This window comes from Sphingomonas sp. Root241 (assembly GCF_001428865.1).
In the GTDB taxonomy this organism is placed as follows: Bacteria; Pseudomonadota; Alphaproteobacteria; order Sphingomonadales; family Sphingomonadaceae; genus Sphingomonas.
The window spans coordinates 1,186,523-1,202,026 of sequence record NZ_LMIV01000001.1 but is presented as its reverse complement, the minus strand read 5'-3'; the positions used below and the strand labels follow the sequence as shown (position 1 = coordinate 1,202,026).

Genomic DNA, 15,504 nt, shown 5'->3' with positions numbered 1-15,504 from the left:
TCAGCCGGGCAGCGCCAATCGGCCGAAATCGGCAGCGATCGGCGCGCGCCCGGTCTTTTCGAGTTCGCGTGCAACGGCGCGTAGGATGTGCGGCATGCCGATGGGCGCGCCGTTCGCCGCCGCGAGATAAGCGGACGCAAGCGCGGCGTTCCGGATATTGCCGCCCGAAAGTTCGAAGGTGGCGGCAATCTCATCCCAGGCGATATCCCCGTCGAGTGCCGCCGCAGGTGGGAATGCGGCGCGCCAGAGCCGCGCGCGCTGCCCGGGATCGGGAAAGGGAAACGCAATGCTGTGCGTCAGCCGCCGGGCGAAGGCATCGTCCATGTTCTTCGGCAAGTTGGTCGAGAGGATGACGAGGCCCTCGTGATCCTCGATCCGTTGGAGGATGTGCGCCGTGCACAGATTGGCGTACCGATCATGCGCATCGCGCATCTCGGTGCGGGCGCCGAACAGCACGTCTGCCTCGTCGCACAGCACGCCGACTCCGGCATCGGCGGCCGCGTCGAACAGGCGGTCGAGCTGCTTCTCGGTTTCGCCGATATATTTGTCGAACACCGCCGCGAGATTGACGCGATAGAGGTCGATTTCCGCGGCCGCCGCGACGATCCCCGCCGCCATCGTCTTGCCGGTGCCCGACGGCCCGGCGAACAAGGCGATGCACGCCCGCGCCTGCGGATGCGACGCGGCGAACCCCCATTGTCCGATCACTTGCGGCCAGTGCGCGACGAAGGCCGTGAGTTCGTCGAGCTGGCGCAGGATCGGTGCCGGGAGGATCAGTTCCTCGCGGCGCCAGCGCGGCTCGACCCGCCGCAGGATCGACGGCAGGCTACGTCGGCAGCGCGCGGCGGCAGCGGCGGAAATCTCGGCGGGATGCCGCCCGAGCGCGGCGATCGCATCAGCGCCGAGGCGAGTCGACCAGGCGAGGTGATCCGCGGTACCGCCCTCGCCGATCGCGCTTCCCCACCATATGCGCCGTTCCGCCGCGTCCGGTGGGGCGAGCGCCATCCGGCGGATACGCCGCTCGTACGGCAACCGGGCACCGTCTATGGTGCCGGGCCGGACAGCGGCGACCACCGGCGGGGCCAGAAGCGAAAGGATCGTGAGCAACGCCTCCAGCCGTCCCGGAGGCCCGGGCCCTGCCATCGCATCGATCATAAGACTCGCGCCGCGTAGCAAAGCCTCGCGCGCCATCAGCATCGCGAGCTTCGCGACCGGGAGCTCTCCCGACAATGCCGGCTCGGCCGCAACGATGAGCAGCTCCTTTCCGCGATCGCGTGACCAGCGCGCCGTCCGGATCCCCTGGCCTGCATCTCCGGTGCATTCGATCAGCACCAGCGCGTCTTCCGGAGCGGCCGTCAGCGGCGGCAGTTCCAGGGGGCGGTCCGGCACCGGTGCCTCCGCGAGCCAATCGGCGACGCGCGGATCCGGGCCACAGGAAAGACCAAGCAGGGCCTGTACGACGCGATCGTCGACCACCAGGGCGCGATCGGCGAGCGGCCTGGCTTCTTCCCCATCGGCAAAGCCGACCAGACCAAGCGCGATTAAAGGAGCGGAGGCCGCGAAGTGCGCCAAGCGCGCCATACGCGCGTCGGGCGCAAGCAGCTCGACCAGCAGGTCGGGCGTCGGCCAGGCTCGCGACATGTCGTTCTGGGCGAAGGCGAACGCAGTTCGATATCGCCGGTCGATCGCAGGCGCAGCGACGAGCGCGAGCGCATTGCGCGCGAAGGCGTCGAGCCCGCATGCCTCGGCGATCCTGAACAAGGGAGGGGGCGCAAGCGCGGCCCGGGCGTCGATCACTGCACGAAGCCGATCGTATGCCGGCACCGATCGCGGCGCCCGTTCGAGGTCGCGCAACACGTCGTCGGCCCGGGCATAGAGCCCCCGCATCGGATCGTCGTTGAACCGTCCCTCGGTGCGCAACTGGCGGACATGGTCTGCGAGCAGCATGTCGATCCAACCGCACTCGGCGGTCATGTGCTCGGCGGCGTCGGCAAATCGCTGGAGCGGGACCGTGTCGAGGCGCATCTACCGCGCTCCCGGCAGCTGGATCGTGACCGAGCGCCCATCGCCCAGCGTGAAGCGCGTGCCGTCGAGCCCAGTCATCCGGAGCACAAGGTCGAGTGGGACCGAAGGCATGAACAGCGTCGCGTCGCCGCTGGGCACGAGTTGCCCCGAGCCGGCTAGCACATTGGTCCACAGCCAGGAGGCGCTCGACCGCTCGAGCCCGGTCAGCCGCCGTCCCAGATCGGCATAGGCGGCGCGGGCGAGCAGCGCCCATGGTCGCCGTGCACGCGACCGGGATATGCCGAAAAAGGCGATATCGAGCGCGGGATCGCGCATCGCCTCCGTCCGAAGTCCCGGCGCAGAGCGCGGCGCGATCGCGAGCCAATCTTCGCTCGCGCGGTCCTGCTCGATCGCGAGGCCGCCGCATTGCTGCGTCACCCGCTCGATGGCCTTGGGCCGGGCGTGCTCGATCATATGATCGGCAAACCGCCTCGCCAGCCTTGCATCGCCGGCGAGCGGCTTGTCCCCCTTCCGGGGGGTGAAGCCGGTCAGCCAGTGCAGCGCCGGATCGGTCCATGCGGCGTCACGCGAAGGCCCCGCCAAGGTCGCCGCCAGTGTAAGCCGAGCGCGTGGCGCGTCTTCCCTGCCCTCGATCAGCGCGTCGAGCCCGAGTGCGCGAACCGACCGCCAGAGCAGCACCACGCCGGCACGCGGCGTATCGAACAGGGCATCATCCGGGAGAACTCGCTTGGTGCCGTCTTCTGGGCGCGCGTCGCGATCGTCCGATCGGCCGAGCGCGCGGGGCGCGGCGGAGTCTTCCGGGCTGCGCACGAGAGGCGATATCCGTGGATTGGAGATGCCGGACCTCACCGGATTGCGTGCCCGCGCCGCCGCGACCGTTCGCGCCGCCAACATTGCGGTGCGCGAGGGCGCGGTTGCGAGGCTGCCTTCGGCGAGGCATTCGATCACCGCGAACAGCATCGCGCGGCGCGATGCGACGGGCATGCCAGCCGCAGCCGCATGCAGCAACGCGTGGGCGAGCGACCTAGTGACGGCTTCGCCGCCAGCGCCGTTCCGCGCGCGCCCGTCCAACAGCAACGGCTCGATGCCACCGACGCCCCGCTCTCCTATGGTGTTGAGCCAGGCCGCCAACCGTCGCTCGGCGTGGAAGCGCTTCACGATCGGCCAGGCCATTTCAGGCTCGGCGGTGAAGAGCTGGCGCGGTACCCATTCAGAGGGGAGCGCGTCGAGATACGCGAAGCGCGCATAGCACCAGCGCCCCCGTGCTTCGCCGCGCCCATGGTCCCAGAGCAGCGCTGAGAGCCAGGCGGTCCGATCGGGAAACCGCAACACGCCATCGACGGTCTCACCGCGAAGCACACGCGCGATCGCGGCACGCAGAGCCGCCGCCACCGCCGCGACTATCCCCGCCGTGTCGGCGATGGCAGATCGAGTGTGGAGGTTGAGCCTGCGCACCACCCATATTGTCGGGTCTGCCGGGTCGACGAGCGACGACAGCGCCTCGCCGACCGCTTTCAGCAGACTCGCCGGGTCCGGAGCCCGGGGCAACGGGCGCGACCGGTCTCCGGCGATTCGGACGGTCAGCCGCCCGATGCCGACGTGCGGGCCCGACCTGACCAAAGGCTCGATCTGGCGCGGGACCGCGGCCATGGCTCAGGAGTAGAGAATGGCGATGTAGGAAAAGCGCAGGATGTGCCCGTCGATGTCCTCGATCGTCCAATTTACCGGGAAGGTGGCGCCGTTGGGGGGATTGAGCGTGCGGCTGCCCGGCGTGTAGCTCACGCGCCAGCGGGCGCCGATCGCCGTGCTGACATTGCGGATGTCGCTCAGCGCGACCATCAGCTCGGCGCCGCTGATCGTTTCCAGCCGCGAGGACGATACAGGGATGTTGACCGTCCCGCTGCCCGCCCCGAGCGCGTTCAGCGCCCATTCGCCGGCGATCACATCGAACATCGCCTTGCGGCCCCGGACGTAGAGGTCGCGCGCGACCCGCGCGTCGCCCGAGTTCAGGACGACGAACTGCTCGCGAATGTTCCCGGAGACACGCGGGCCGACGACGAACCGGTCGTCGCCCCCGGTATTGTCGCCGATCGTCACCTGGAGGTCGGTGGCGTCGCTTCCCTGGCTGACGCGCGCGATCTCGAGCACGTCGGTGTCGGTTCCACCGCTGCCGGTGCGGAACTCGAGCGGCGTGCCCCAGAGCGCGACGGCGCCCCTGCTGACGATCCCGCCCTCCACGGTCAGGACGCTCGACGCGTCGAGGCTCATCGCGCGTGCACCGCCGCCCGGCGACAACGCGCCATTGTCGTGGCCTCCGCCGCGGTACCAGGCGAAGTTCTGCGGGGCGCGGGCGTAGAGCGTCTGCTCCTGAACGCCAATGCCCGAGGACTGAGTCCCCGATGGACTCGTCATGTTGAAGTTGAGCAACTGGCGGAAATTGTTTCCGAAGTAGAGACTCCCATCGTTGGCCAGCCGCAACAGGCGCACGCCGGCCGCGCCCGGATCGCCTTCCGTGCCGCTGTGGACGCCGCCGGAGAACCAGTAGTAACCGGTTGTCGAGCGATGATAGATCGCGCCGCCTTGCCAACCGATCGCATTGGTGCCCGGCTGCGTATCGTCGGCGGGTACCGACAGATCGATCGCCTGGCGCGCGCTGCCGGTGAAGCGAAGGCGGCCGCTGGGAATGTCGACACGGTCGTCGGCGCGCACCGAGAACATCACTTTCTCATCGGCGATCGCATGCGGCGGGGCGCCGGGTCCGACAGTGAAACGCGCGGTGGTGGATCCGACGGTGTCGCCGATATGGATGCGCAGGTCGCTGCCGCTTCCTCCGGTCGAAAGCCGCTTGATCCAGAGCGGATTGGCAGCTTCCGCGCCGCCTGCGCCCTGGAAGGACGCCATCCCGCCTTCGAGGAAGATGTCGCGATGCGCGACGATCCGCCCGTCCACCGTCACGCGGCCCTCGATCGTGGCGAAGTCGCGGTCGTCGCGGTTCGCCGACGCCACCGGCTCGCGTGGGGCGATGCGGAGCTCCTGCCCTTCCGCGAGCAACGAAGCGCCGGTCAGCCCGGCATAGCGGCGCCCCTGAACGAGCACGGAGGGCGCCGCCACCGGCCGGAACTTGCCGACCGACCCATCCCAGCGGACGCTGCCCAATCGTACCGGCCAGAAGGCGTTGCGTTCGATGTCCGGAAAATCCTGCCAGGCGATCGAACTGTCGGCGGGCTCGATCGGCGCCCCGCCATCAGGTTCACCGCTCGGCAGCGCCGGCTTGGCCTCGTCGCCGCCGACGACGAGCGGATCGCGGGCGGGCGTGAAGGTGCCGACGAGCAGCCGATAGCTTTCGACGACGCGGCTATAGGCGCCGTCCAGCGCGCAGATGGCGAGACGGTCATTGCCGGTGCGCGAGGCATATTCGTCATAGTGCAGCCAGAGTTCGAGCACGCGATCGCCGTCGAACGCCGTGAACAAGTCGGGCGCCACCCGCACCGGTTCGAGCAGTACGATCTCGCGGCCGAAGCCGTCGATCGCGAGGCCGGGAGTCAGTGTCAGGTCGACGAAGCCGGTATCGCCGGGGCGCTCGCTTTCGACGACACGGCATCCCCCCACGATTCCCCAAAGGTGGGGCCCCAGATTGTGCCGCCGCAACTTGTCGCGATGATAGGCCTGCTGGATACGGAAATCCTCCGCTCCGACATTCTGGAACTGGAAATAGTTCATCCGCTCGACGGGCTCGGCAACCATCTCAGCCTCCCTTCTTGCGGGGGAGCGCTGCCGGTTTCGGCTTGCCCGCCGTCATCGCGGCCATTTCCTTGCGCAATGCGACGATCTCGCTGCGGAGTGCGGCGGCCTCGCCCGCGACTTCAACCTTGGTCGCGAATGGAGTCGAGACGGCGACGGGCGCGGTCTCTCCCTTTGTTTCGATCTTCGCGACGCCGCGATTGAGCCGTTCGACGACAGCAGGAATGATCGGCACTTTCGCCGCCTTGGTCAGGACTGACAGATAACGCCGCGGCAGTGCGAAATTGTTCTTCACCACCGCGTTGCCAAGCCTGCCGGTCGGATCCACGGTACGCAGCAGCGGGACGAGATCGTTCACCAAGGGCGAATTACGCCGGAGCAGGTCGGGCTGGCAGCACAGCATCACCAGCATCCGCGAGATCAGCGGCAGGATCGGGATCAGCGACATCCAATAGACGGTCGAGGGGAAGGCGCCGGCATAGCGCCGGCAGCTGAAATTGCAGATCGAGAGGATTTTCCCCGCCTTCACCGTGACGCAGGCGATCTCGACGCGATCGTCGCACGGGTTCTCGCCGCATTGCGGGAGGAACGCGTGGCAGACGCAATCGAGCAGCATCTGGAGGAAGGCAGCGATCAGGTCGGTCGCCGCCTCCTTCGCAAGCTCGATATATTCAGTGCGGTTCTCGAGGGTCTCCTCGTCATCGTTGGTGGGCGCGCGCAACGTCACTTCGCCCGCCGCGCGGCGAAGCTGGCAGCGCGTCGGAAAGCTGTCGGAAGCCAGCGCCGATACCACCGCGCCGCGAAACTTGCAGACGGCGGCATGGATCGCGTCGAGATCGGGGTCTTCGTCTGCCAGCTCAGCGGGGTCCCCCATCGCCACGCCGACGACGAGCGCCAGTTCCTGGTCGGTCATTCGCTCCTGAAGCGCCGCCAGGTCGCCCAGGATGCAGTCGATGATATTGCGCAACAGGCTGCGCTTGGGGATCAGCCAGTCGAAATTGCCGAGCGGATTGTCGTCGTCGGTCGATCCCCTGTCGAACCGGTCGAAAGTCGGCGCGCATGCCTCCGCCGAACGGATCAGGCTGACATCGAAGCATTCTGTCACCCGCCGGGGGGCGCAGCTGTTGTTGGCGGTGATCGTGGAGACCGGCGGCGCATTGACCACGGCCTTGGGCTGGCAGTTGCACCCACCCCCGCCGCCGCACCCGCCGCCGCATCCACAATCGCCACCTGCCGGCTTGGCCGCGCCGCCGCATGCCGATCCACCGCTGGTCAGCCGCTGGCTGACTGCGGTTTCCACCTCGCGATATTTGAGCGCGATGCACCAATGGCCGAGCGCGTCCGCGCAGCCGGGATCAGGCGGCGGCATCCACGGATCGCAGTCGCCGGTCTTCGGCCGCGCCTGGCCCTCGCAGTCGCGGATCGCCTTGACCACGTCGAACCGGACCGGCTGGGCTACTACGATATCGGCGCCGCAGGGATCGATCGCATAGCCGGGGCGGATCGTCACCGACCCCTCGCAATCGTCGCACACCACTTCGAGCCCGCACACGACGCCCCAGCCATGGAGGTAGCGATTGTGCAGCCGGTTCTTGCCCGCAACGTAGCTCTGCAGTGCGGTCAGGTCGGCCGCGGTCAGCGTCTGGCCGGTCGCGAACAGCGGCCGCTCGTAATTGGTGAGGCCGGTGCAGGCGGGGCAGCAGCATTCGTTGGCGTGCTTCGCCTTGCCGTGCGTCTTGATCATGGTCGCCATCTTGCTTGCTCCTCCGCTCAGCCGCGCCGGATCGTGAACCAGCTCAGGAAACGACCGCCCTCGACTCGATCCCCGCTCGGGCAACGCTTCGGCAGCCCTGGAGCGAAATGATTGGCATCGAGCGCCGGATTGACTCGGATCGTCTGGCCGGGGTTGTTGAGATCATCGATCTCGATCTCTTTCTCGCCCAGAATGTGATCGCCCTCGAGCACGACGCGGTAGGTGCCGGGCGGCAACGGGATTTTCGAACCCTGGCGCCCGAGCAGCCGGATGCGCACGCCGGTGACAGCGACGCCGGTAGCGTCGTCGGCGGGGATCACCAGCGGCTCGCCGCATTTCGCCTCGAGCTTGACCCCGGCGACTCCGACCTCACAATTGCAGTAGCAATAGGTGCCGAATATCTCCTCGCGGAACTCCGTGGGGCCTCGATAGAGCAACTGGACCGATTGCTCGTGCAGCGTCTCGCGCAGGATCGGGAAGGCGGGGTCGAACGCCACGACCAGCCCGTCTTCGGACAGTTTGCGATGCTCCGGCGAGTCCTCGGAAATCGTATCGTTGTGCCGCCAGTTGATGCCGACGATGCGCGGCAGGTCATCGCGCAGCCCGACGCCGTCCTTGCCGTCAACTCCGTCGCGGCCATCGACTCCATCTCGCCCGTCGACGCCGTCTCGGCCATCCCGCCCATCGGCGCCATTCTCGCCGTCCTGTCCGTCCTGGCCGTCCTGGCCGTCCTCCCCGTCCTGACCATCGGCACCGTCGGTGCCATCGGCACCGTCGGCGCCATCAGCACCGGGCGGACCGGGAGGTCCCGGAGGTCCTTCCTCACCGCCGCCACAACCTTGCTCGGCAATGCAGGCGATGATTTCGGTGAGCAGTTGCGTCGAGGCGAGCAGCCGCCGTTCGGTGCGGTTGTCGATCACCATGTCGGTGAAAGGATCGCCCCAGCGATATTCGGCGATCGTCGCCAGTACCAGGTCGTCGCCTTCCTCACATATGGCACACGGATCGAGTACGGTGTCGAGCAGGTCGATGCAGGCGTCACCCGCGATGGTGAACATGGCGAGCCCGCCGGGCACGTGCGGATCCACGCCCGAGGCGCTACCGGTGAAGGCGAGATACAACTGCTTCGGCCCCGCCACGGCGATCATGGCGCTTCCCACCGGCGCAGCAATCGGGTTGCTGATCGAAGGCTCGCGGCCGAGAATACGCCTGGCAACCGAGACGATACGCAGATTGTGCGTACCGTCCGCAGCCTTGCTCAGCAGGTAGACCCAGCCCCCACCGGGCGATGCCGCGAGCGCGACCGGATCGTCGATCAGGCCCGTGATCGGCGGAGCGGCGTCCTCGACACGGTCGGCGGGCGCGGCGGCCTCGGGTGTCGCCGCAATCAGGTGCAGCGCCTTGCCCGCGCTATCGACCACGGCGAGCAGATCGCGGCCCTCGCGCTCCATCACCACGATCGCGGCCGGCCGCGCGGTACCACCGCTGCCTACCGGCAAAGCGACGGTCGACAGGTCCGACTGCTTGACCGCGACCACTTCGGCGGCGTCGCTCGAGGCGACATAGAAGAAGTTGGTCTGCGGCCCCTCCGCCAAGCCTGCCGGCGCATTGGCGAGTGTGATCTCGGTGGGCGCGGCAGGCGAGCCCGAGCCGCCGGCGTCGGCACCCCATACCCGGAGCTTCTTGTCGGCCGGCGTCGCGATCGCCATCCGCCCATCGGCGAGCATGAGCAGGTCGACCTCGGCGCCACTGCCGGTCAAGGCGAGCGTGCGGATCGGCGCCGCGGCGATATCCGCGGCGTCGAGGACCGCGATCTCGGCATCGCCGCCGCCCGACGGGGCCAGCGCCACGAACAGCCGCGTGCCGTCGCTCGAAGCGGCCACGCTTTTCCCCACCTTGCCGGCGAAGCTCGCGCTGGCGAGGATACTGTTGGTATCCGCATCGAGCGTGAGCAGCATCGCGGGCGCGCCCTGCGTGAGGACATGGACCCGATCACCGGCATTATCGACCGCGAAGGCGATGGCACCGTCGATATTGTTGGTCGCTTCCCATTCGAGGCGCTTCAGCCCCAGCGTTGCGTCCTCGATCGGCCGATCGATCGCGGCCTCGAACCGATAACCATCGACGAGCTTGCTGGGCAGGCAGGCGCTCTCGCCGCTGCCGCATCCCTGGAACACCGCCGGCACCGGGTCTATCGGGCATTCGGCGTAGCGCAGCAGCAACGACAGCCGGTGCGGGAGGTCGTCCGGCTCGGAATCCTTTCCGTGCTTCGCGCGCCACGCGTCGACGAACAGCGCGCGCAGATCGACCATCGCCTTGGCGCGCACCCAGATCTCGCGTCCGCAGCAATCGATCGCCATCCCGGGCTCGACCACTACATATTGCGGGCGGCAAGCCGGATTGGGATGCTCATGAACCGTGAGGCCGCAGGCCGTGCCCCAGCCGTGGAGATAGCGGTTATGTCGTCGATGCTTGCCGAGGAAGTAATTCTGCTCGTCGAGAAAGTCCTGCGCAGCCATCGGCTTGCCGTCGAACAGCGTATTGCGCGCGAGCTGTGGTTCGTCACAGGCGGGACATTCGACCGGTTCGCAACCATGCGTCATGGGGCCACCTCGCTCATTGCAGGATCGTATCGGCGCCGAGGCGGAGCCCCGGACCGAGGGTGAAGGGTTCCGGCGGGCCGGCGAGCACCACCGGCTCGCCGAGCACGGCTTCGTCGGCGCGCGCCGTGCGGATATCGCGGCCGAGCACGGTGTTGACGCCGAGCAGCAGGTCGCAACCGATAATGAAACGCGGGCGCATCAGCCGAATGTCTACGACGACATGCGCCGGCGCAGCCGCCTCGACCACATTCTCGATTGCTGCGAGGTCGCGATCGCCGAAACCCTCGCCGACCGGGACGTACAGCGTCGCCCGATGGGCATAGGCGCCGACCGGATCGGTCAGCGGGTTGTCACCGTCGACCAGCGCGAACCGGCCGATCTCCGAATATTCGTCGAGCTGGAGCCGGCGGACGATGTCGGGGCCCCAGAGCTGGGCGTTGCCGTCGAGCTGGGCCTCATCGAGCGCGAGCCACCGGCGCAGGCGGAAATGCTCGACCAGGCGCGGCTCGACCCCGGTATAGACGGCGACATGCCGCTTGAGCCCCAAGGCCGTGCCGCGGATACGGAAGAGCGCCGGCGCCTCGCGCACCAGTCGGCGCCGGCGTTCGACGCTCCATCCGCGATCCAGTGCGATACCGATCCACGCAGCGAGCCAGTCGAGGAAATCCTCTCCACTCGTATCGGCCTCGGCAGCGGGCGTCGCCCGGGGATCGAAAAGCGCGGGCAGCGCATCGATCGGTGCCAGCATCTCGGCACGAAGCTGATCGAACAGCAGCATGAAGCGCGCGAGGAAATCGGCGCTGACCGGTTCGGCCGAATAGGTCGCCGGCAGGAGGCGCGCCGAGGTACGGCGCGGCGACGTAACGGTGATTCCCGTTACGCACGGGGTGGTCTTGCCATCGCCTGCTAGCGTGAGGCGCAGCCACAAATGGCGCCCCGGCCCGCTGCGGATGGCGAGCACCGCCCTGCCCTCGTCGTCGCGCGCGATCACACTCGCGGTCCAGGCGCTTGCATCGAGCGCGGCGACCTCGATGTCTCCGAGCGGCGCATCGCTGACGAAGGTCTCGACGGTCAGGGTTGTGCCTTCGAGGACCGAAAGATCGAGCGTGATCCGATCCCAGACCGTGCCGGTCATGCCGCTGTCGAGCGCGCCGGTGGTCAATGTGCCGGTCGGGGCAAAGCCGGTCATGTCGGCGCGCATCGGGCACGGGTTGCGCGGGGTCCCGAGAATCGCATGCCCCTCACTGTCGAACGCGAGCAGCGCGCAATGGGCCGGTGTCAGGCATACCGGCTCGGGGGCGCCGCATTGCCCCGCGCAATCGCGCCCGATCCGATATGCCGGAGCATCGCGCCGTCCGGAGATCCAGATCGTGCCGTCGAGGTCGAAGGCGACCCCGGCCCTTCCCCAATCACCAGCGATTGCCCCGGGGTCGGTGAAGCGCGCGACGATCCTGCCATCACGGTCGAGCACCGCGACGGCATCTTCGTCTTCCTCGACCACGGCGATCCGGCCGTCATTCGCAATCGCCAATGCCGTGGGACGGACCAGCTTGGGCGCATCCTCGGTCGCGCCGCTCCACGACTCCCGCAGGCACCCGCGCCGGTCGAATACGCGGAGCAGGTTCGCTGCGCGATCGCTGACCACGATCCTGCCGTCGGGCAGCACGCCGAGGTCGACCGGATCCCACGCTCCGGGCGGCGCGCTCGCCTCACCGGTCGCGCAGCCGCTGAGCGGATCGATTTCGACGACCGCCGGAACGGCGCGCAGCCCGTCGCCTTCCACGGCGAACGGCCCGAAGCTCAGCCGCGGATAGCCGTCGACGACCCGGATAGCGGTCACCGATTTCGTATCGCCGTCGAGCACCAGCAGGTCGCCCGCCGAATGCCAGGCCAAGGCGACGGGGCGAGCCAGGCCCGGGCGGCGCGGCGCAACCGAGAGGCAGGCGATCGGCGCAAAGCGTTCGAGACAGGGGTCCCAGGCCAGCACCGCGCCGCTCGAATCGAGCAGGAACAGGGTCCCTTCGGGCCCAGCAGCCACGTGCATCGGCAGCGCCATCCCCGCTAGGCTGCCATCAGGAGCCGCGAGCGGGATCGCAGTCCCCGGGATCGCCGCCAGGGTCAGCCCGTCGCGGCCGGCGGAGACGCCGGTCGATGCCGCCGCGCGCCAGCCGATGCGGCCGTCGAGCCGGAAGTCGCGGCGCGGGGTCATGGCGCGGTTCCTTCGGCGAACAGCGCAAGCTTATGCGGGACCGCATGGACCAGTTCGCCAGGGCAGATGGTGACGTCACGGCAGAAGGGGGCGAGTTCGCCATTGACGCGGATGCCGAGCTGGCCGTCGACGATCCGCGCGACGTCCGGCGTTTCGATGACGAGGCGATAGAGGTCGCTGAAATAGATGTCGCCGCCGAACGGCCATCCCTCGCCATCGGCACCGCCCGTGAGCGGGTGCAGGAAGGCGTTGAGCCGCGCCTCGAGCGCCGCGCGCACCGTCTCGGGATTGGCAGTGCGACGGATCAGCAGATCGGCTTCGACCGAGACGGTGTTGTAGGTCGGCGCCACGACATGAACTTCGGTCGTGATCAGCCGGGTGCGGTCGAGGTGCTTGGCCACCGCCTCGAGCGTCGTCGCGCTCGGCATAGGATTTGGAACGTCGCCATCGGGGACGACGATCACCGTGACCGAGCCGGGAATGACTACGCCAGGGTAACGCGGATGCGCCAACGCCAGCGCCTTGGCGCGGCGGACTCCGGTTTCGAGCGCACGCAATTCGAAGTCCGCGGCGGTGACCGCGCGCCCGTTGGCGGCGATCTCGGCAGCGGCGCGGCGCTTGGCGGAAGCGGTGGTCTCCTCCTGTGCGCCGCCGGTAGTGGGGTACGGATTGGCGGCGGTGCTGATACCGGGAAGGAAGCTCTGGATTGCCGTGATCGTCCCGGCCGGAAGATTGCCGCGCCGGCCGCCGCCACTCAGATAGCGGCGCGCGACGATGTTGCCGCGCATGCCCGGGGGCAGGAACGACGCGGGGATACGGCCCTGGATGCCGTCACCGAAGCCGATCTCGCCGGTGGTGCGATTGAGCGTGAAATGCGGGTCGGTGGCGCCTGAGGCGTGGAAGTCCGGGACTTCCTGCCAGGCGAGGAAGCCGCTGCCTTCGTCGACCTCGAGCAGCACCGATATGCGCTCGACGGTGCGGTCGTCTGCCGTGACGATCCGTTCGGGGGTATCGAGCGCCAATATCGGGCGGTTGGCGAGCGCGAAACGCTGGTTGGGGCTCGCATCGCTTCGGCCGACCACCTCGTCGGCGAAGCCGCTCGCCTGGATCGCGGCGGTCATGTTGATCAAAACCGCGTCGAGCGCCGGAGCGCGCTCCCAGCCGCTCTCGATCACACGGCAGCGCAGCCAGTAGCGCGGCTCGGTGACGTCGCCGAGCACCGCTAGCCGCGCGCCTACACCGGGCCCGCGCACCACGATGTGCCCCGACCGAGTGAAACCACCGGTATCGTCACGCAGCAGCGCGAGCGGCTGCCATTGCGCGAGATCCCAATATTCCCACACCAGCTTCGCCGGCGGCGGCAGCGCCTGCGGCTCGGCGGGGTCGATCCTGGAGACCGGGGCGGGCGGGCCACCAGTGTCACGCAACCGGACATAGAAGTCGATCGGCCCCGCGGTGACCGTCGCCGGCCCGGCAAATCCCATCATCAGCGCGGCGTCCGCGTTGGCGCGAGGTCCGAAGGGATAGAACCATTGCCCCTCGGCGGCGGCGCGCGGCGTCGCGATCGAGAAGCCGAAGCCGTCATGGACCTGGATTGCCGCCAGCGCTGTGCCTAGGACTGCGAGCGGCGCCAGCGTCTCGAACAGCACCGGACCCGCGTCATCGGCAGCGGCGGCGATCTGGGTTCCCTGCGGCACCCAGATCTCGGACACGTCGCTTCGTGCCGGCGTGAACTGCAGCTCGACCCGCGCGGCTGCAGCGGCACGCCGCTCGATCCCGACCATCTGCAGGAATTTGACATAGGCACGCTCGGGCACCTGGTTCAGCCGGAAGAGCGTGAGTTCGGTCATCCAGGCGAACAGCTTGACGATGGCGACGCCCGGATCGCTGTCGTTGCGGTCGGTCCATTCGGGTGCGAAGCGCGGAATGAGCTGGAGCGCTTCCTCGACGATCTCGCCATAGCGGCGGTCGTCCAGATCGGGAGCTTCAAGCGGCACGGCTCGAACCTCCCTGATCGAAGAGATGGAAGGGATAGACGAGGTTGCCATAGGCATGGTTGGCGCGCAGCCGGTAATCGATGCCGATCAGCAGCTGATTGGGCGCTTCGCCCTGCTCGACCCGCACATCGACCAGATCGATCCGCCGCTCCCATTCGAGCAGCGCCGCGCGGACCTGGTGCGCTATCTGCGCGCGATTGGCGGGAATGTTGTTGGTGAACACCAAGTCGTGGATGCCGCACCCGAACCTCGGGTTGCGCTGCATCTCGCCCTTCGCGGTCGACAGGATCACCCAGATCGACTGTTGGACGAGCCGCTCCTCGCTCGCCGTCTCGATGCCCCCCCGCGGTGTGACCCGCAGCGGAAAGGCGAGGCCAGATCCCAGGAACTTGCGCGAGCCGGTCATGGCAGCGTCTCCAGCACGGTCTCGAGCGTGGTGATCGTGTCCTTGAGCGTGTCGATCGTCCCCTGCAGCGCGGCGCTGTCCTCGGCGCTGCCGAGCGCGGGGATCTCGAACGAGATGCCAGCCAGCTCGAGGAAGAAGCCGATCAGCGGCATCAGATTCTGCACCGGGCCGAGCGAGGCCTGCGCGTGCTGCGCGGCGGTGCTAGCATTCTCGCGCGCGCATTCGAGGATCTTGGCGAGTTCGGTGTTGCCGGCCTTCTGCGCGGTGTCGAGCTTGATCTCGATGCCTTGCATGATGCCCAGGATCGTTTCGAGCTGACCAATCATGCATTTGACCAGCTTGATGATCATCAGGATCAGATCCTTGAGGAACATCAGTATGTTCGGTCCCGCCGGCATGATCATGCCGAAACAGGGCATGAGCTTCGCCGCAGCTTCCCCGAACTCGACGATTGCCTCGGGGAGCTTGATCGGATCCGGCGGCGGCCCCAGCGAACCGACCACCTTGATCAGCGGTTGGAGCAGCCCCAGCACCCGCAGCAGACATTCTATACTCGCGAGGAACGGCCCGAGCTGGACGAAGAGGTTCACTGCCAGCGAGCAATCGGTGGGAATGCCCTTGCTGAGGTCGGCGACGGGAGTCATCGTCGCGCCGTTCGGCAGGCGCAGTTGGAGCGGTTCGGCATCCGGCAGCGAAACCATCTCGCAGGTCGGGATCGAGAACAGCTCGCGGAGATTGTCCGGGATCGGGATTTCGACGTCGTGGCGCAT

At 68.0% G+C, this 15,504-nt stretch carries 9 protein-coding genes; all 9 read right to left on the bottom strand.

All coding sequences use genetic code 11. The features are described 5' to 3' along the window. The 9 genes from ASE13_RS05605 to ASE13_RS05565 are packed head-to-tail and all read right to left on the bottom strand — an operon-like array spanning position 1 to position 15,504. Entirely contained in the window at positions 1–2,025 is a 2,025-nt protein-coding gene (locus tag ASE13_RS05605) for an AAA family ATPase (RefSeq protein ID WP_056612531.1), read from the bottom strand. Continuing rightward, complete coding sequence (locus tag ASE13_RS05600) at positions 2,026–3,675, bottom strand: hypothetical protein (protein WP_056612529.1); 1,650 nt, start codon at positions 3,673–3,675, stop codon at positions 2,026–2,028. It abuts the gene before it with no gap. Positions 3,676–3,678: 3 nt separating this feature from the next. Beyond that, positions 3,679–5,769, bottom strand: a complete 2,091-nt coding sequence (locus ASE13_RS05595; RefSeq protein ID WP_056612527.1) for a hypothetical protein — start codon at positions 5,767–5,769, stop codon at positions 3,679–3,681. Position 5,770: 1 nt separating this feature from the next. Continuing rightward, a complete protein-coding gene (locus tag ASE13_RS05590) occupies positions 5,771–7,519 on the bottom strand; it encodes a hypothetical protein (RefSeq protein WP_056612525.1) in 1,749 nt (582 codons plus the stop codon). 17 nt (positions 7,520–7,536) lie between these two features. Continuing rightward, the gene (locus ASE13_RS20145) at positions 7,537–10,122 is read right to left on the bottom strand and encodes a hypothetical protein (protein ID WP_056612523.1); all 2,586 of its coding nucleotides are present in this window, start codon (positions 10,120–10,122) and stop codon (positions 7,537–7,539) included. Between the two features lie 13 nt (positions 10,123–10,135). After that, positions 10,136–12,331 (bottom strand): phage tail protein, encoded by a 2,196-nt coding sequence (locus ASE13_RS05580; protein WP_056612521.1) that lies wholly within the window; start codon positions 12,329–12,331, stop codon positions 10,136–10,138. Continuing rightward, positions 12,328–14,328: a putative baseplate assembly protein gene (locus ASE13_RS05575; protein ID WP_056612518.1), complete on the bottom strand. Its 2,001-nt coding sequence runs from the start codon at positions 14,326–14,328 to the stop codon at positions 12,328–12,330. The genes ASE13_RS05580 and ASE13_RS05575 overlap by 4 nt, the downstream gene beginning before the upstream one ends. Further along, positions 14,318–14,734, bottom strand: coding sequence for a GPW/gp25 family protein (locus ASE13_RS05570; protein WP_056612516.1), 417 nt, complete (start codon positions 14,732–14,734; stop codon positions 14,318–14,320). Before ASE13_RS05570 ends, ASE13_RS05575 begins: the two co-directional genes overlap by 11 nt. Then, the gene (locus ASE13_RS05565; RefSeq protein ID WP_056612514.1) at positions 14,731–15,504 is read right to left on the bottom strand and encodes a hypothetical protein; all 774 of its coding nucleotides are present in this window, start codon (positions 15,502–15,504) and stop codon (positions 14,731–14,733) included. Before ASE13_RS05565 ends, ASE13_RS05570 begins: the two co-directional genes overlap by 4 nt.